Below are 18487 nucleotides of genomic sequence, written 5' to 3' on the forward strand. Positions count from 1 at the left end.
GCAAATTATTATTTTGCGAGTCTTTTCACAATCGCCGCAGTTTTTTCAGCAGCATGTTGTACGTCAGCTTCTATTAAACCTTGGCCGAAGCTAAAGCGGATCGAGTTACGTAATTCCTCTGTCCCTTGTCCAAACATCGCAACTAACACGTGTGATGGATCAATGGAGCCAGCAGTGCATGCAGAACCACTAGATACGCAAATACCTGCCATATCAAGATTTACAAGGAATGACTCTACTTCCATACCAGAAAAACTTACATTTAAAACGTGTGGGAGCGTATTTTCTAACTCTCCATTCACATGAAATGCTAAATTTTCCTTCGTGAAAACATCCAGCATAATTTGCTTAAAGCGATTGTATAGCACTCGCTTTTCTTCTCGCAACTCATTTGCAATTTGCACTGCAGTCGCAAAGCCAATCACTGCGGGCACATTTTCAGTACCTGCACGACGTTTTTTCTCATGTGCTCCACCTAATGCATAACTAGTAAATGGTGTCCCTGCTTTTTGGTATAGGAAACCAATACCTTTAGGCCCATTAATTTTATGTGCGGAAACACTTAGCAAATCAACCTGTAAATCAGCAACATTAATTGACTCTAAACCATATGCCTGTACAGCATCTGTATGGAAAACAGCTTTATGTTCGCGTAGCAAGTTACCAATTTCGGCAATCGGTTGAATTGTACCGACTTCATTATTACCGTACATAATCGTTACTAAAATTGTATCCTCACGCAATGCATTTCGCACGTCTTCTACAGAAACATGTCCCTTTTCATCCACCGGCAAATAGGTCACATTAAAGCCATCTCGCTCAAGCTTTTCACAAGTATGTAAAACCGCGTGATGTTCAATTTGTGTGGTAATGATATGCTTCCCTTCAGCAGCCCGTGCATAAACAGTGCCAAAAATAGCCGTATTATCCGCCTCTGTTCCGCCACTTGTTATAATAATTTCCCCTGGTTGAGCACCAATTGATTTGGCAAGTATTTCACGTGCATCATCTAAATATTTGCGCGCCTCTCGACCTATCCCATGAATACTTGATGCATTTCCATAAACTTGTTGCATTGCTGTAGTCATAGCGTTTATTACTTTGTCATTCATTGGTGAAGACGCAGCATGATCGAGATAAATATATGAATTCATGTTGAAAACTCCTTTGTACGAAAAGCGCTAAAGATTCGTCTCCATGCCACAGGGCAAGGAGCTGTGCTTTAGCCTAATTTTAAATATAGAACATATAGCCTTCCGCTACATTTTCCTCCGTATATTGTGCTAAATCCTCAATTGACGTTGTATCTAATACATTTTTCACCGCATCACGAATGCGGAGCCATAACTCTCGCTGAGGTGCTTCTTCATTTTCAATACCTTCTACTGGTTGAATTGGACCCTCTAACACACTAATAACATTAGCCGCCGAAATTTCACTTGGTGGATTTGCAAGCATATACCCACCATATGCACCGCGTACACTTTTCACTAAGCCAGAATTACGTAATGGTGAAACCAACTGCTCTAAGTATGCCTCAGAAAGCTCCTTTTCAGCAGCGATTTTGCGTAGTGGAATAGGTCCTTCCCCATAATGCTTTGCTAATTCAATCATAATCGTTAGACCATAACGGCCCTTTGTAGAAATTTTCATTTTATCACCCTCAAATAGTCTAGTCAAAAATACTACCAACAGTATAACATAATCTCCTCTCGCAAAACTCGGAAATACTCTCGGGAGGTTATGATATACTATTACTTGCGCCTTAGTATAGTTAGGCAAAATACTATGTAATGCTTCATTATAAGCACAAATAAACATTTAGCCCGCTAAAAAAAGTTGAAAATCAATGAAACAGTTGAAAGGGGGAATTTTCAATGCATAATGAACCACTCGCTTATCGCATGCGTCCTTTAACCCTTGATGAGATTGTAGGACACCAAGATTTTATCGGTCCTAATACCGCTCTTTATAAAATGATTCAAAATGAGCATGTTCCATCCATGCTGCTATTTGGTGAACCAGGTATCGGCAAAACGTCAATAGCGAATGCCATAGCAGGAAGCTCGAACCTTCCCTTTTTCGCGCTTAATGCTACTCGCGCAGGTAAAAAGGATGTTGAGGATATTGTACAGGAAGCTAGAATCTCAGGGAAAGTCCTCTTTTTTTTGGATGAAATTCATCGTTTTAACAAATTACAGCAGGATGCTTTGTTGCCACATGTAGAAAACGGCTCCATCGTGTTAATTGGAGCTACGACGGAAAATCCATACCATGATGTAAATCCCGCTATCCGCTCACGTTGCGGAGAAATATACCAACTTCAACGTTTAACGAAAGAAAATATAATCGAACTTATAAACAAAGCACTTTCTGATGATAAACGCGGACTAGGGAAACATCATTTTGTCTTAACAGATCATCAAATTGAACAAATTGCTGAAGCAGCTAATGGTGACGCTCGGAAGGCCTTAACTTTGCTTGAATCGATTTATTATGCAAGTGATGAAGTGGACGGTCGAACAGTTGCTGCTGATCATATCCTTAAGCATCTTATCGGTAGAATTGGTGTTTATGGTGATAAAAAAGGATCCCATTTTTATAATTTGCTATCCGCATTGCAAAAATCTGTTCGTGGAAGTGATACGAATGCAGCTTTGTTTTATTTAGCTCATTTATTGGAAATAGGTGATTTAGTAGCTGTTAGTCGACGCTTACTTGTTATGGCTTATGAAGATATAGGCCTTGCCAATCCTGATGTAGGGCCGCATATGCTCGCGGCTGTACAAGCAGCAGAACGTTTAGGGCTACCCGAGGCACGTATTCCGCTTGCAAGTGCTGTTATTGAAATGTGCCTTGCATCAAAATCTAATTCTGCAATTGCAGCCATTGATGCCGCCATTGCCAGCATTCATGAAGGAAAAACTGGCGATATTCCGCATCACCTACGCGATGCTCATTATGAAGGAGCAAAAGATTTAGGTCATGTAGGCTATCAATATCCCCACAACAGCCCTATCGGCACATTTGGCGGCTGGGTCGACCAGCAATATTTACCTGATGAGCTAGTGGGCACAGAATTTTATAAACCTGTTATTGCAGGTGAAGAAAAACGAATGGCAGGAATCTACGAAAAGCTTAAATCTTTTCATAAGGATGAAAAGTAATATCGTTTCTAGATTAGCTTCACTGAAAATCATAATATACTATTTTTTCATGAAAGTAGGGCACTTCAATCTGAACTAGAAGCGCCTTATTTTTTTATCTTATTACTCCCCCTAATAAACAGGACAAAGTGTTAAGCAATCATCCTGTAAAGGTAGCCTTATTTGTTGTATAGCGCTTATTGTAAAATCGGTTCAATACGTCTTCCACATTTCTCATTGATGATAATTTAGTCGTTTCTTTCTGTTCTTTTTCAATATCATGTAAATAATGAAGAAAATTGTAGGTCTGATAGAGTAGACTAGCAAATTCCTGAGAGTTTTCCCGTACTTCAAAGCGAATTGCTTTTACAGCAATCGCTTGACCGATCGATTGCTCCCTTGACGGAGAGGTTTGATCATCCTCATTATCATCTGTAGTTCTATATAATAATTTTAATGCTTCATTAACTTCCTTGTTATCACTAAACCGTTCCTTTATCCACCGTAAGACAAATTGTACTAGAACAACGGCATAAATAAGTGACAGACATTCATCTTCAAAAGATTTTTTCGACAAACGTTTAAAGTACTCAGCTTGTGTTACCAGTTCGAATATGATTGAACGAATTGGGTACAGAAGCGCATGTCCACTGTTGATATATAATTTTTCTTGACCTTTATACAATGCCAACCAAAAATCTCTAACTAATGAGATGGATTTTCTTGTCGAGAGAGCTAGTTGACATTGAATAAGCTCATATTCAAGTGTTGGTTGTATAAGCTGTAGAAATAAAAACTCCTCATCCTCACTTACTAATAAGAGTGGTTTTTCTAATTTCTCCAAATCGATTTCGATACCGTTTATTAACATCGAACGTCCCCCTTCAATCAATTATGCCTCGGCATAATTGCGTCCGCCGGAGGCTTTAACTTCTTTCAGTATGTAATAAACCTTAATCACCACCATAACGTAGGGTTGATTTCCGTTGCAATCGGTACTCCAATCAACTTGTACATAGTATACGTTTTAACAATCGATGATGAGCCATAAATCTTACACATAGATTTTCAATTTTTTAACTATATTTCGACAAAAATTTATAAATACCTTTTAAGAAAAAAGTCCTTTTTTTATTTTCATACAACAAAATTTCAGCACTACTATACCATTCTTCTCTTAATAATCTATAAACATTAACAAAAAAATCTGCAAAACTTTAAGAGTCGGAAACCCAATCATCCCTCGCAAAGTAGATTGCTGTAAGGATTGGTGGATTAACCGCAAAAAGTAAGCAGATTCTAAACTGTTATTCTATTTTCTGAAAGTGATGATAAATCACTCGTAAATTATACCGTAAACTCATGATCAACAAATACTTTAAATTGCTGCAAGCATTGTTTGACAGCACCTTTTTGTTCAAGTACTGCATTTCGTAGTGATATGGTTTTCTCTTCATCTTTTACGACTTCACTGTAAAGTGCGAAAATCGCTGATAATAATTGTTCATTCTCTTCCTGGTCAATACTAGGTAAAGAATAGGCTGCAATCGTTAATAATTGCTCAACTTTTTCAGGTGTTTTTTGTAACTCATTGGATGAATAATAAGTTGATGCCGCTAAAAAGTAGCAAAGCTTTGCACAACAATCTATAAACAAATGCCAATATGTATTGGCACTTGGTAATTCACCCGCTCTATTGTCTAAATACTCTTTATAAAATGTTGTAACTTGTGTATATAAAGGATTTAGTGCTCTCATAGCCTTTGGATAATTATTAGATGTATCCAAATAGTCAAATACAATATCATTCATTTTCTGCTGAAGTTTTACAATATCTAAATGATCACGAATTACTTGAATTTCCATTTTACCACTCTCCGATGTGTTCTCATTTGTTTTCTAAACGTCATTCCTACTTCCTTAAGTAGTTCTGTACATTCCAAACAAACTGATCTATTATCTATTGGAATTTATTCAAATTATAGCAATAAACCAAATAGAGAAGTGGTCACATGAAAAAAATAAGGCAATTTCGTGAATTAATAGCATTTTGAACACCTTAGGCGAACTATTTTGGTAAAATTATGTTTTTTGAACATAATCATCAAATAAAGATCGCTCTTTCGTTCGATCAATAATTTCTATTATACTTCCTTGCGCATATTTTTTTATTCTTTTTTGCGGTATATAAAAATAGGCCGTATTTGTAATTAACCACTCACTAAGTGTTAGTTCATTACCTGGCTGTTGATTTGTCAATATACGTTTATGTCGGAGTATATCCGCCATTTTGTAAAAACCATCTGATAGCTCGTAAGCCGACACATCAAAATTAAAAATAGGGCTAACAACCTGGCCAACATCAAAAATGTGTATTGTTTGCCCTTCTTCATCAATAGCTAATTCTACTGTGCTAATTTCATCGAATAGATTTAAGCCTCTATATTCCATTTGATAGATTTGCTCCATTATAAAACGCCTCCTTTTAGGTTCTACAGCAAATATTGGAGGCGTCATAATGTGAAGCTGCCCTCACGTTCAGGCGTCTGTCTCTCCCTCATTAATTACCTGGCAAATATCTTAGATCCTTTTTTTTACAACGCTCCTATTGTAACATATAAAAAGCAGCTGTCTTAAATGAGACAGCTACTTCCATAAATTGGCTCATCACCATAACTGATGGTGATTTTCTTCCCGTCTGGGCGCTTTAATGGTGGCGGCCGCTGATTCTTCTGGGGATACCCTTTTTATTTTTACCGAGAAATTATTTGAGTTTATCGATAGATATTGTTAATTTATCGATGAAGATTTTGAATTTATCGTCCAACTTTTTAAATTTATCGACACACAGATTTTTCAAAGGTGTATTAGCCTTGTACACGTGTAATTTTTATATCCTTTACGATTGTATTCACTACCCAGCTTGCTGCTATTAAGCCAGCCACTGAAGGAACGAAGGCATTGGAAGATGGAGGCATTTTTGCTTTACGAATAGCTGCATCCGGTTTTCCGACATGCTCCACAACATCTGGCCGAACTACAATAGGACTCTCATCCGAGAACACAACCGTTACGCCTTTATGAATACCATCCTTCCGTAATTTCGTACGGATTATTTTAGCCAATGGGTCCGTATGTGTTTTGGAAATATCCGCAATTTTGAAACGAGTAGGATCCATTTTATTGGCTGCACCCATACTAGAAATAATCGGTATGTTACGTTTTAGACATTCCTTCATAAGATGAATTTTATACATCACTGTGTCACTTGCATCAATAACATAATCTATGCCTTGTGCGAAAAATTGCTCATATGTTTCCTCCGTGTAAAACATGTGCATATCAATTACTTCACACGCTGGATTAATATCAGCAATACGCTCTTTCATGACACCTGACTTAGATTTTCCTACCGTTGAAAGATAGGCAACTAATTGACGATTAACATTCGTAATATCTACATTATCCTTATCCACCAAAATAATGCGGCCAATACCACTTCGTGCACATGCCTCAGCAGCAAATGAACCTACACCGCCTACACCAAGAATGGCTACTGTTGTATTTTTTAATTTTTCGAGTCCCTCTGCTCCTATTGCGAGCTCATTACGTGAAAATTGATGTAACATCCTTACACTCTCCGTCTATTGAATTTTGATTCCGCTTTAATGGGCAGTAATTTATTTGTAGGTACAAGACTCCCACCTCAACATTTAGTGTTACCAAAAAAGTTAAGTGCGATTATCTGCCCATTAAAGCCCTATTAGTGAACATTAATAATCAGCGGTAGATAAAGACCTTCCACTGATCACTTTATTAGTAAACCTAGTTATATACTAAGATAAAATCAAACTTATCTTACATTTTATCACGATATTCATCAAGTAAAAATTATAACTAAAAAAATTAAGTATTCCTACTAAATCAATTATGCCTCGGCATATTTGCGTCCGGAATCGGCTTTGTGCTTAGGCCTGCAGATGTTTTTTGCGCGAAAGCGTAGCGGCAGCAGCAGATGTTTTTTGTGCGAAAGCGCAGTGCTAACGTAGCGGCAACAACACGAGGGCCGACACGATGTCGGTCATTTCGGTAATTCCACAGGACGTGGCTTTCTTAGACTGAGTTCCTCTATTTCAGCGGATGTTTGGACATCCGCTGAAAGAAGTTAAAATACTTTTTATGTATGTAAGATCCATCAAAATCTATACGTTCACACTGTTTAAAGCTTGAAGTCGAAATTTTAGGGCAATTGAATAAAGTGTAATTCAATTGCCTTTCATCACATCACTTTCATTCCTGTTCATAATTATGGGTGAAAGAATCCGCAAAATCTGAATCGAGCTGAACGTTTATTTGCTTGAAGGCTGCAATCACTGCCCCACCAATTGGTTGTAAGACTGGCGCCATAAATTGCAATGGTATCCCATCTGCTTGTGCAAATCGCTGTAATTCCGGTAAAAAATATGCTTCATTAGTAAAAACGCCACCCACTAATACAACAGGTACTTTCCCTTCCTCCCAAGTCATATGAGCGTAACATGCTTTAATCGCCACATAATATTTCTTACAAGCACCCTCAATGATCTTTATAGCGACACGATCTCCTTTTTCTGCCACCTCAAAAACATATTTACTTAACGGTGCAATCACTGTCCGAGGATGCTCCGCTCCATATATACACTCAATTAATTGTGGTACATTTTCCACAGAAAAATAACGCAATACAACATCTGTCAAACCTGTCGGATCTCCTCGTCCATCATAGCTTTGAAAAATAGCCTTCAGCACTTGAACCCCTAAATCATAGCCACTGCCCTCATCATCAAATAGATAACCCCAGCCCCCTACTCTATGAAAATGTTGCTCACGATCGTAGCCCATTGTAATAGCGCCTGTCCCTGCAATTTGCACAATACCCGCCTGCCCAAGTGTGCCTGCATAAAGTGCAATTAAAGCATCATTATCAACAAAAACATGTGCTGTTTTAGGAACGTATTGGTGTACTATCGTTTCTACAACTTCTTCTGCCTGTAGCTCCTTTACCCCAGCCATGCCGGCAAAACAACTATCGATAGCTGCAAATACTTGCGGATTTTGTTGTTGTAAATTTTGCAGTATCTCATGAATCGTTGACTGAAAATATTGTATATCCATTGCTGTAGGGTTACTCCGAGTCGTTACTACTTTTGCATAAATATTGCCTAGTTCATCACAAATCACTGCTGACGTTTTCGTTCCACCACCATCAATCGCTAATACATACATTTCTTTGCTCCTTTCTTCCCAGTCAATTTCGCCCTGGCTTAATTGTAGTTGTCACTACAGAAAACATTGCTTAATAAAGATAAAAAAGGGATTAAGCACTATCAACTAATGGCTTAACCCCTTCTTCTGTAATCATTTTGTAAAGCCAAATGATGCCCATGGCTGAATATTTACTAATAAGAATTGCTCTTCTTCAACAACTCTTGCCACAACATTTGTTGATCCGGCATTCGGCATTTCCTTTAAAACAATTTGAAGCTCACCCTTATAACGTACATCTAAATTATTATCGATAGTCACATCCCCCAATTTTAATGGGTGGCTATCATGGGCAGGGAAGTCACCATTTTTATATTTAACACGAGATTGTGTACTACGGATTACATAATCCGAAACATCGCCACGATTAAAATGTGGCTCCTTAAAAAGGATTGCTTCTTCTAAAACAGACGTTTCAACAGACTGCTCAACCTTCAGCTCTAGCTTATGGCGATTTAATTGGCCTAATGCACGTATTTCTTCCTCAGAAGCATACATATTGCCGATAATACAATCATCTATTAAACCAGTGTGCCATAAATCCTTCGCTTGCACTGTAATTGGCAGATGACGATGCTCTTCTAATGTTGGTAAGCCATGCTCGGTTTCTTCCCAAGGTCCAAACATAGCATGCTGAGATGAAATCATTGCTGCTGTTCGAATATGATTCGCTTTAAATTGTTGAGATGTTTGTAAAAAATGTTGACGTGATAAACCTGTGAAACGTCTTGGATAAAAATTATGACAGCCAATAATATTATCTTTATTCGGTTGATAGGATAATATATTTTCTACATATTTAGTACCGTTACTAATATTTAACTCTATTTTTAAATTGCTTGCATCGAGGGACATAAACGCTTCTTCCTGGCCAGAAAAACCCATATCTAAGCGCAATGCCGCTAAATGATAATGCTCTTTAAAGTACCCAATATCTTTATACGTTAAGCCTAAATCTTCAAAAACAGCTGGTGCAATATCAGCTGAAATTTCAAAGCCAAGCTGCTGCGCAAATTTATTGATTTGCTGTAATTTTTGTCGTTCCTGATCGTTATTTAACGACATTAGACATGTAAATATTCGATCAAAACCATTGTCATGAGCGAGTTGAACATACCGCTTCATATCTTCTAGTGTACTATGCTGAGGATATAGTGAAATCCCTAATCTTCTCAATTGCTAATACCTCCATTAGTTCACAATTACACTTCTACTTTTTGATTTTCTAATTCTGAAACACGCTGTTCGTTTTGAGATTCTGATTCAGCCTCTCGTTGTTCATTCTGCTTTGCGATACGGTTTGCCATCGAAATAAACGGTAAATAAATACACACTGCGACGATCAGTAAAACAAGACTAAGTACAGCTCCTTGCCAAGATTGAGTCGCTAAGAATCCATTAATAATCGGTGGCGTTGTCCACGGTGGTGAAACTGTAGCTGCCGGTACAAAGCCCCACTTTGTTGCAAAGAAAGCAATTGTTACGTTAATCATTGGTGTCAAAATAAACGGTACAAATAACACTGGGTTTAACACAATTGGAAGACCGAAAAGTAATGGTTCATTAATATTGAAAAGACCTGGTGCTGCCGACAATTTTCCAACGGTATTATATTGTTTATTCTTTCTAGCGATAATGAAAATAGCAATAATAAGTGCTATTGTCGTACCAGAACCACCCATATTGATGAAGGCATCAAAGAATGGTTTATTAACGATGTATGGCGCTACTTCACCAGATGAAATTGCTCTTACATTCGCTTCAATCGCTGGTAAATTTATTGTTTGCATAAATGGTTCGATTATATTAGCACCATGAACGCCTAATGTCCATAAAAACGTAGGAATGAATGCTAAAACTAAAGCCGCAACCCATGTATTCGTTAAGCCCATAAACGGCTCTTGAATCGCTGAGTAGAATGAACCGACAATATCAGGAATATCAAAGCCTGCCGAAATAATTGTACGAACTAGAGCAAATAAACCAATTGTAATAATAGCAGGTAATAATGCAGCGAATGATTTTGAAACAGCTGGCGGTACACCATTCGGCATTTTTATTAGTAGCTTAGGGTTGCCAGCCAATCTACAAAATACTTCAGTTGACAGCAAAGCAACAATAATGGCTATAAACAAACCACCTGTACCTGTTGTTAACCCTGTTAATCCACCTTCACCAAAGGTTCCAAACGTCATATAACTGGAAAGGCTGATGACACCGGCTGAAAGTCCATCCTTTTCATAGCTTTTAGCAAGATTATAAGCAATTGTAAAGGCTAGTAATAGCGAGAGAATTCCAAATGTCGAGTTCCAAATATTCCCGCCCCACTGTGTCCAAGTTTCATGCTTCCAGATAGCATCAAGTGCATTTTGATAAAATTTGATAGGCAAATTATTAACAAGTACCGCAAGTGATCCAACAATTGTCAATGGCATGATTGTAATAAAACCATCTCGAATGGCAACTAAATGACGCTGATTCCCAACCCTAGCTGCAACCGGCACAAATTTTTCTTCTAAAAAACGGAACATTTCACACACTCCCTTTACTTTTTATTGTGACATCAAGGCTTGATGCTACTCCCCTTTGATTCGTTCATACAACTCAATCATTTCAGATGCTAAATCACGAAACGTAATGGCATTCATTAAATGATCCTGTGCGTGAATTAACAGCATTGACACCTCTACTTTTTCTCCCCTTGCCTCTTGTGACAGTAAAGCCGTCTGAGAATGATGCGCTTCAATCAATGCATCATTGGCTAGCTGTATTTTTTCCTTTGCTTCCTGAATCTGCCCATTTTTTGCTAGCTGGATAGCCTCCATACACTCACTTTTCGTATTACCACTGTGCACAATCAGTCCCATAATGGATTCCATCAAAACTGTTTCTTCCATTGCCGTAGCCCCCTTAACCAATCAACTTTAATGCCTGCTTTAAAACATTTTCGCCATTCATCATGCCGTAATCCATCATGTTAATGACATCAATCGGGAAATTTTCCTTGTATTTTGTTTCAAATGTTCCTTTTAAGTAACGGACTTGCGGACCCAGTAGCAATACGTCCGCCATTTTAGTAGCTAATATTTTGTCGACCTCGCTTTCAGCAATCGCATAAATATCCGCCTCAATATTTTGTTCTTGTGCTGCTTTTTGCATTTTCGACACTAGCAAACTAGTACTCATTCCAGCTACACACACTAGCATAATGTTCTTCATCTAAACACTCCTTTTCGCGATTTAAGATTGTCTTTCTAGCGACTATAATTGTTAAATTTCGAATTATGAAATCGCTTTCTTATGTTGAGAATAGCACCTATTGGTATATACCACAATATCCTTTTTACACTATTTTCTTCCTTAAAAAACAGTTTTGAAAACTGGGCTATATCGTTGTTACAGACTACTGAAAGGATTCATTTAAGTGGTATAGTCCAGAAAAAAGTTTAAAAAATTTAAATTTTCAGAACAAACCGATCGATAGTTATTCATTCATGAACGCTTTTCTTAAAAGTATTCATAAAATGCTGGTTTTTTAGAAGGTAATGCAAGCTGCCATCGACTAATCATATCTTCAGTCAAATGTTTATTTGCATACAAAAGTGCATCCTTTACAGAAAAATAGCCAACCATCATCGCTGAAAAAAGATTAATTGGTAATGTTAACATATGCATTTCTGGGATAGAATTAGTCTCAATTATTGAGACATCCCCACTTTTATTTATTTGATATACGTGTTCATTCCAACTACAAAACGCATCTTCAATTTGAATATATAACGGTTCCTGAATATCGCCCCACGGATAATGTTGCATAAACCTCATAGCGTCAACTATCCTTACCATTACATCTTGAACGACTTCCTTTTTAAACTGTGGTTCTTTAAAATAGAAGCCAAATTGATGGTTGTTAGAAGTAACTCCTTTGATGCTATTTACACTCGCCGCATGCGACGTTATAAAACGCCAAATTGCTTGTTCTGCTTGTAAATCTTCAGCTATAAAATCATGAATCTCAAACGTTTCATCCCGAATGATATAACGAATATAACCTGCAATTTGATCAGCCTTAAAATAGGCCGCCAAATGACTATCAGGCATCCTTCTCTCTATTCTGTTCCACCAAGCATCATCTCGTAGCATACTTCCATTATGGAAAAGTGCCTGTGCATTATAAAAATCCTTAATCACCTGAAAAAGATCACGATCTGGCCATTCAAAGCTCATACGTTTTACTACGTCCAACTGCTTTCCGAAAGAAGGAAACATCGATTGTGGAATCGTGTAATATAGCTTCTCAAAAAATAATTCCCATCCAAAATAACGATAAAAGGACACAGAAAATGGTGCTAACACAGAAATACTTTGCCCATTCTCTCGCATTTTCTTTAGTGCCTCTGTCATAAGCTTTTTGATAATCCCTTGCTGCCGATACTCAGGATAGGTTGCAACAAAGCCAATTCCGCCCATATCATAATTTTTACCATGGATTGTCATATTAAGTGGCAATATTAATAGCTGTCCAACTACTTTATGTTCATCGTAAGCACCCAATGTTGTGCTATGCTCAACCCAATAATGAAAATCATCTCGCTGCGCATCAGTATACTTACTAGGAAAACAATAATCTCTTAATTGATGTACCTGCTTATAATCTTCTGGTGGAATTATTTTTATTTCCATATGCAAAATCACCTCCTTCCAACACTGAATATTCCCGCAAGCCCCTGAGATACAGCAATGCCTTTTATTTTTAGCATTCCTCTCCAATTCCTTTAGAAACAAATACTTCTGTTACTGTTTGAAAAAGCTTCTCGGCATCGGGCCCATCTGCTGAAATTTCTACAATACTTCCGGGTGCTACTCCTTGTGCCATAACACCCATAATTGATTTTAAATTGACCGATTTCTCTTTATAGGTTAACTGAACGTCACACTCAAATGGTGTGACTGCAGTTACAAGTATAGCTGCGGGTCTAGCATGTAGTCCCTCCGGCGCTGTTACTTTATACATTTTCTTCATAGATATCCCTCCACTTGTCATTTAAAGTTAATTCGATGTTGATAATAGGCAATCATTGCCTCATTATGAGACGAATCCGAGTCAACATTATTGCTTTTAAATACTGGTAATACTTCGTCAGACATGGCCATGATCTCAATGACTTCACTGAATAATGTGTTTAATATAATTGAACCAATAACTGTAGAGGATGGGGCATACTGTATGTCATTGTGATGCAGTAAACCATCTCCTATTGGTATATGCGTATTGATCACTCTGTCTACCACATCCTCTAAGCGCTTGCCACTTTGATGACGGGTCATTTGTTCGCAATAAGCAAGAGATTGCAGAGACAAGACAAGTACTCCTGCTTCTTTCGCTAAAAATGCTACATCTATAGGTGCTTGATTTCTCCCGGATGTCGAAATAACAATGCAAACATCATTTTCATGAAAATCAAAATGATCTTTATATTGTTCAATGATCGTCGGGTCCTTCTCATTTTCAGATGACGTCATCGCTCCTGCGTGTAATGTTAAAGGTTCTATAATGATAGGACGTACAGGTACAAGCCCTCCCGCACGATAAAAACCGTCCTGTGCTAAAAGATGAGAATGACCACAACCAAATAATTGGACAATTCCTCCGCGTTGAAGCCTTTGTACAATTAATTGTGCGGCTTCTTTTATTTGAGCATATTCTTGCTCCTTGACGACCTGCATTATCTTTTGAATTTCTCGAAAATATGCATCCATAGGATCACCTTTTAATTTCACTAATGAATTTGTATCGATCAGCTCGATAAGTACTTCGCACAAGCTCAAACGGAACTCCATCAGATAAATAACTTGTACGTTTAATAATTAACACCGGTGCAGTATGATTAATTTGCAAAAATTTACTATCTTCTTTTAGAACAATGGCCGCCTCCATTTGCTGAATAGCGTTTCCAATTTTCTGATGGAACTTCGCTTCAATTAACGCATATAATGACCCCATTATTTTCTTTTCATCTAATTCAGGATATATTTTTACTGGAATATATGTTCTTTCGATGGCCATTGGCTTGGAATCTGCACTACGAATTCGTACAACGAAGAATACCTCTTCGCCCGGCTCTAACATTAAATCTCTAGCAATATCAACTGGTGGTACGATTTTCTCAAAGCGTAAAACTTTACTGCTTGGTTCCATTCCTCTAGCCCGCATATCCTCTGTGAAACTTGTTAATCCCTTTAGCGGTTGTTCTAATTTTGGATTAGCGACGTACGTACCTCTCCCTTTTTCACGATACAGCAAACCGCTATTGACTAAATTTGTGATGGATTGACGCACAGTCATTCTACTAACATCAAACTGCGTAGAAAGCTCCCGCTCAGAAGGTATATTTTCACCGATTTTGTATTCTTCTAAATAAATACGTTGCTTAATAATCTCTTCTATTTGTATATAGATAGGTATATGAGAATTTTTATCTAACAAGTGTTGCACCATCCTTATCGCCTCTTTACTTTCATTTCTCAAATACAACTTTACCCCGACAAATAGTTTTTTGTACATTTAAATTTTCATCCAGTAATACAAAATCTGCATCATAGCCTTCTGCAATACGACCTTTCGTTGCAAGTTGTAATTGCTCAGCAGCATTCGTAGAGGACATTGCGACAATTTCCTGCAATGAGCAATTGGTGATTGTTTTCATATTTTTTACTGCTTGCTCCATCGTTAGCACACTACCAGCTAAAGCTCCATTAGATAAATGAGCGCCATCCTTAGAAACATGAACAGTTTGACCGCCTAAATCATAATCACCGTGATGTAAACCTTTTGCCCGCATCGCATCGGTAATTAAGATAATGCCCTTCGCTCCTTTTATACGATACGCTAACTTAACAGCTTGAGGATGACTATGCACGAAATCTGCGATAATTTCGGTCTTTACTAGATCATCTAAAAGCACTGCTCCAACGACACCTGGATTGCGATGATGGAAAGGGCGCATTTGGTTATATAAATGTGTAGCCTGCCTTACCCCCAATGCTACTGCCCTAGACACCTCCTCAATTGATGCGTCAGTATGGCCGATGGAAGCAATAACATTTAAATCCTTTAACGATGCAATAAACGGAAAGCCTCCCTCTACCTCAGGTGCAATTGTGACTTGTTGAATGCGTTGCTTACTTATCTTCTGCCAGGATGCAAATTGCTCCGTAGACGGTAAAATAATGTATTCTATTGGCTGTGCGCCTGCCCGTTTTTTTGATACATACGGTCCCTCTACATGTATACCTAATAAGCTTGCCTCATCCTCATTATTTTCAAATCGACCAACATTCGCTAAAGCGCTTTCAATTGCTTCTATAGATTGCGTCATTGTAGTAGCAAGGAAGCCTGTCACGCCTTCCTGTACTAAAGAGCGTGCCATTTGATGTAATGCTAATTGCGTAGCATCCATCACATCATGCCCAGCAGAGCCATGTATGTGCATATCAATATAGCCAGGTAACAGAAACCAATTTTTATCTTTGCCATCTATATAGTGCTCAGTCTTATCAGATAAGTTATGACTTATTTTAATAATCTTACCATCATCAATGTGTAGGTCGCCTTTATACGGTGCTTCATCATGATTGACGATCGTAACATTGGAAATTAAAAGTGTATTCTTCAATAGATCACCCCCCTAAGCGTTTTTTGAGAAGCTTGACTGAAGCTAACAGGCAAACTTTTTATTCGGTATAGTTGTCTATACCAATTATATGATGCTTTCACATAAATAAAAAGTGATTTTTTTATATTTTCTAAATTTTTCACCACATTATCATCACGCGAGGTTAATTTCCGTTCCGACTGGGCACTTTCCTGGGGGCGTCCGATGAACCGCTTTACTCGCGAGGTTCGCCCCAATCAACTTATATACATGGCATATGTTTTTAAATATCATTCCAGTTTTTCTTTCAATATTGTGACGAGAAGGCTTAATTATCATTTTTCCGCAATCTATATCCAAGTCTTATTCACCTCCTGCTAAAGCAATTCTTTTATCAAAAACCGATTGTACAAATTGCTCTTTATACGATGTATATTCCTCAACCCCTTGTAAATTGCTGTTAAGGAATTTTAATTTTAACTTTTCATACTGCCTTTTGACCTCTTCATTTGCATTTAAATAATCTCTAAAAAACAATAAATCACACCATTTTTCTCCTTGATAATTTACTAAATGAACAAAATGTGTTTTGATTTCGAATGTATCGTCTGTAAACTTGGCAAATACAATTTCTGCTGGTCTTTCTACACGCAGTCTATAAAAACTAGCTTTTTTCATTGCTTTTAAAAATGAATCTGAAATATGATCAATATCCTCAACACCCATTAAGATATCAATAATTGGCTTTGCCTGAATTCCGTCAATCGATGTACTACCAATATGTTGAATACGATCAAGTTGGATATTCGTATGTTCTTTAATCTCGGAACAAGCTCGCATAAATTCATTTTTCCATTCACTATCATATGGCACAATTTTCACTTCATTCTTTTTTAAGCCAAGGATCATCGCCTGTCCTCCTCTATGATTTTTTTAGTCCCGCTTGTAGCAGTTGCCTTTTTGAATAACCCATTACTTGCATTAAAAAAAGGAGCTATTTACATAACGGGTTCTGTTTTCGAGTACAAAACTTTAAAAAACACTAAAAAAAGGGTATCAAATCGAAATGATTTAGATGCCCCTTTTTTATTGATATAAAGCGGTTTTTTAACAATTTTCATATGAATTGGTATATCAAATCGCATTAATAAAGCTACATTATAGAAAGTTCTATAACGATGCGAATACATAATCTTTTTTCGCTCGAATTAGTTAGCGTGAGGATTTAAATGGCAAGGAACTATATTAAACTAACGGGGCAGTTTAGTTGAATAAGAATTTATAGTAAAATATTACATAATAGAAGTTTGGAGGTATTTTATGGAATCACTCATTTATGCTTTGTTTGGATTTTTAGTTTGTATGTGTTTTGGTTCGATACTTAATATACTGTTTAAGACGACTCAAAAACGAGATTGGCTTATCACATACTTGTAAAATAATGAACAAACCAAATAAATTTTAAATAGAAATATTTAAAAATTGATGAAGAAACATCCGAGTGAAACAGCAATAAAAATTATGGCAAATACTAAACTATTCCACAGGCCTAGCATAATAAAAGGAGAAGTACTTTTATCTCCGTCTTTCTTGAGACCTGTGAATGTTCGCCAGGTTATTATTAGCTGCCAAATACCTATTAATAAAAAAATGAATCCAAATAAATACCTCATATAATCACCTCCTTTATATAAAAATACCACGCTAGGAAAGCGTTATCAATAAAATTGGAATATAACGAAAAAATGTTTTATATTGTAAATTTTGAAGTAAGTTTAGGTTTAGCAATAATAGTAGTACCACTATTAAATTTATCCACTGCAACTTTTTTTTGATGAAGACTAACAGATGTTTATTAAGCTAACGGGTAGCTTTAGTTAAATTTTGATTCACGAAATATCAAACCAAGTTGTACAAAAAAGGTACTGCAATTGTTACCCTAAGATAACAATTGCAGTACCTTTTAATATGCTAATTAATTGACTTTTTAACCTGTGATTTTGCTTTTTGTACTTCAAAACAGAACCCGTTACTATTTACATGCTCCTTTTTTTGCTTAATAACTATGTATGACGAATCCCGATTGTGCCGTTATGCCAAGAAACATTCGTTTTGAACCCGCATTTCGCAGGGGGGTGCCCGCTTTGCAGCTTTAAACGTCCCGCTCCGCATGGGGCTTGTTTGCGACTACAAAATGAAGGCTCCCGTTTCTAAAGTGTTCGGTCAAAACTGTTAAGTAGAGCTAGCAATTAGACAAACACATCAGGATTCGTATTACAGTTATAATAACACTAAATTTCTGATAATTCAAACTATTTTCTTTAAAAAATTTAAATTCTTGCGAAAACGCAAAAAATACCTAGATTCCCAACAGTTTTTGCT

The 18487-nt window shown here is 37.1% G+C and carries 18 protein-coding genes and 1 other RNA gene; 1 reads left to right on the forward strand and 18 read right to left on the reverse strand.

The features are described 5' to 3' along the window. Positions 1-8: 8 nt before the first annotated feature. Positions 9-1154, reverse strand: coding sequence for a cysteine desulfurase family protein (locus ACFCYJ_RS10170; protein ID WP_376073803.1), 1146 nt, complete (start codon positions 1152-1154; stop codon positions 9-11). A 79-nt stretch (positions 1155-1233) separates the two neighbouring features. Next, positions 1234-1653, reverse strand: a complete 420-nt coding sequence (gene cymR / locus ACFCYJ_RS10175; protein ID WP_053596201.1) for a cysteine metabolism transcriptional regulator CymR — start codon at positions 1651-1653, stop codon at positions 1234-1236. 224 nt (positions 1654-1877) lie between these two features. On the opposite strand from cymR, the gene ACFCYJ_RS10180 reads away from it, so the two are divergent. Beyond that, positions 1878-3167 (forward strand): replication-associated recombination protein A, encoded by a 1290-nt coding sequence (locus tag ACFCYJ_RS10180; protein WP_376073806.1) that lies wholly within the window; start codon positions 1878-1880, stop codon positions 3165-3167. A gap of 139 nt (positions 3168-3306) precedes the next feature. On the opposite strand, the gene ACFCYJ_RS10185 is transcribed toward ACFCYJ_RS10180, so the two are convergent. The 16 genes from ACFCYJ_RS10185 to ssrS form a co-directional block, all read right to left on the reverse strand. Next, a complete protein-coding gene (locus tag ACFCYJ_RS10185; RefSeq protein WP_376073808.1) occupies positions 3307-4017 on the reverse strand; it encodes a hypothetical protein in 711 nt (236 codons plus the stop codon). A 476-nt stretch (positions 4018-4493) separates the two neighbouring features. Then, positions 4494-5012, reverse strand: a complete 519-nt coding sequence (locus ACFCYJ_RS10190) for a hypothetical protein (protein ID WP_376073810.1) — start codon at positions 5010-5012, stop codon at positions 4494-4496. Between the two features lie 216 nt (positions 5013-5228). Continuing rightward, positions 5229-5615, reverse strand: coding sequence for a hypothetical protein (locus tag ACFCYJ_RS10195; protein ID WP_376073812.1), 387 nt, complete (start codon positions 5613-5615; stop codon positions 5229-5231). Between the two features lie 398 nt (positions 5616-6013). Continuing rightward, on the reverse strand, positions 6014-6775 hold the full coding sequence (locus ACFCYJ_RS10200; RefSeq protein WP_376073814.1) for a tRNA threonylcarbamoyladenosine dehydratase: 762 nt from the start codon (positions 6773-6775) through the stop codon (positions 6014-6016). A 661-nt stretch (positions 6776-7436) separates the two neighbouring features. Next, on the reverse strand, positions 7437-8411 hold the full coding sequence (locus ACFCYJ_RS10205) for an N-acetylglucosamine kinase (protein WP_376073816.1): 975 nt from the start codon (positions 8409-8411) through the stop codon (positions 7437-7439). Positions 8412-8543: 132 nt separating this feature from the next. Further along, positions 8544-9626, reverse strand: coding sequence for a DUF871 domain-containing protein (locus tag ACFCYJ_RS10210; RefSeq protein ID WP_376073818.1), 1083 nt, complete (start codon positions 9624-9626; stop codon positions 8544-8546). A gap of 26 nt (positions 9627-9652) precedes the next feature. After that, complete coding sequence (locus ACFCYJ_RS10215; RefSeq protein ID WP_376073819.1) at positions 9653-10981, reverse strand: PTS sugar transporter subunit IIC; 1329 nt, start codon at positions 10979-10981, stop codon at positions 9653-9655. 45 nt (positions 10982-11026) lie between these two features. Beyond that, positions 11027-11347, reverse strand: coding sequence for a PTS lactose/cellobiose transporter subunit IIA (locus ACFCYJ_RS10220; RefSeq protein ID WP_376073821.1), 321 nt, complete (start codon positions 11345-11347; stop codon positions 11027-11029). 13 nt (positions 11348-11360) lie between these two features. Then, entirely contained in the window at positions 11361-11669 is a 309-nt protein-coding gene (locus ACFCYJ_RS10225) for a PTS sugar transporter subunit IIB (protein ID WP_323647521.1), read from the reverse strand. 288 nt (positions 11670-11957) lie between these two features. Beyond that, complete coding sequence (locus ACFCYJ_RS10230) at positions 11958-13133, reverse strand: GNAT family N-acetyltransferase (RefSeq protein ID WP_376073823.1); 1176 nt, start codon at positions 13131-13133, stop codon at positions 11958-11960. Between the two features lie 70 nt (positions 13134-13203). Beyond that, positions 13204-13473, reverse strand: coding sequence for an HPr family phosphocarrier protein (locus ACFCYJ_RS10235; protein WP_376073825.1), 270 nt, complete (start codon positions 13471-13473; stop codon positions 13204-13206). 17 nt (positions 13474-13490) lie between these two features. Then, positions 13491-14210 (reverse strand): sugar isomerase domain-containing protein, encoded by a 720-nt coding sequence (locus ACFCYJ_RS10240; RefSeq protein ID WP_483869476.1) that lies wholly within the window; start codon positions 14208-14210, stop codon positions 13491-13493. Positions 14211-14214: 4 nt separating this feature from the next. Beyond that, positions 14215-14937, reverse strand: coding sequence for a GntR family transcriptional regulator (locus ACFCYJ_RS10245; RefSeq protein WP_376073854.1), 723 nt, complete (start codon positions 14935-14937; stop codon positions 14215-14217). Between the two features lie 31 nt (positions 14938-14968). Then, entirely contained in the window at positions 14969-16126 is a 1158-nt protein-coding gene (gene nagA / locus ACFCYJ_RS10250; protein ID WP_376073828.1) for an N-acetylglucosamine-6-phosphate deacetylase, read from the reverse strand. Between the two features lie 342 nt (positions 16127-16468). Next, positions 16469-17014, reverse strand: a complete 546-nt coding sequence (locus ACFCYJ_RS10255) for a GrpB family protein (RefSeq protein WP_376073830.1) — start codon at positions 17012-17014, stop codon at positions 16469-16471. 1163 nt (positions 17015-18177) lie between these two features. Continuing rightward, a non-coding RNA gene (ssrS, locus tag ACFCYJ_RS10260) (6S RNA) lies at positions 18178-18377 on the reverse strand. Between the last annotated feature and the right edge of the window lie 110 nt (positions 18378-18487).

The sequence above is a fragment of the Lysinibacillus sp. NPDC056232 genome (assembly GCF_042267565.1).
Taxonomy (GTDB): Bacteria; Bacillota; Bacilli; order Bacillales_A; family Planococcaceae; genus Lysinibacillus.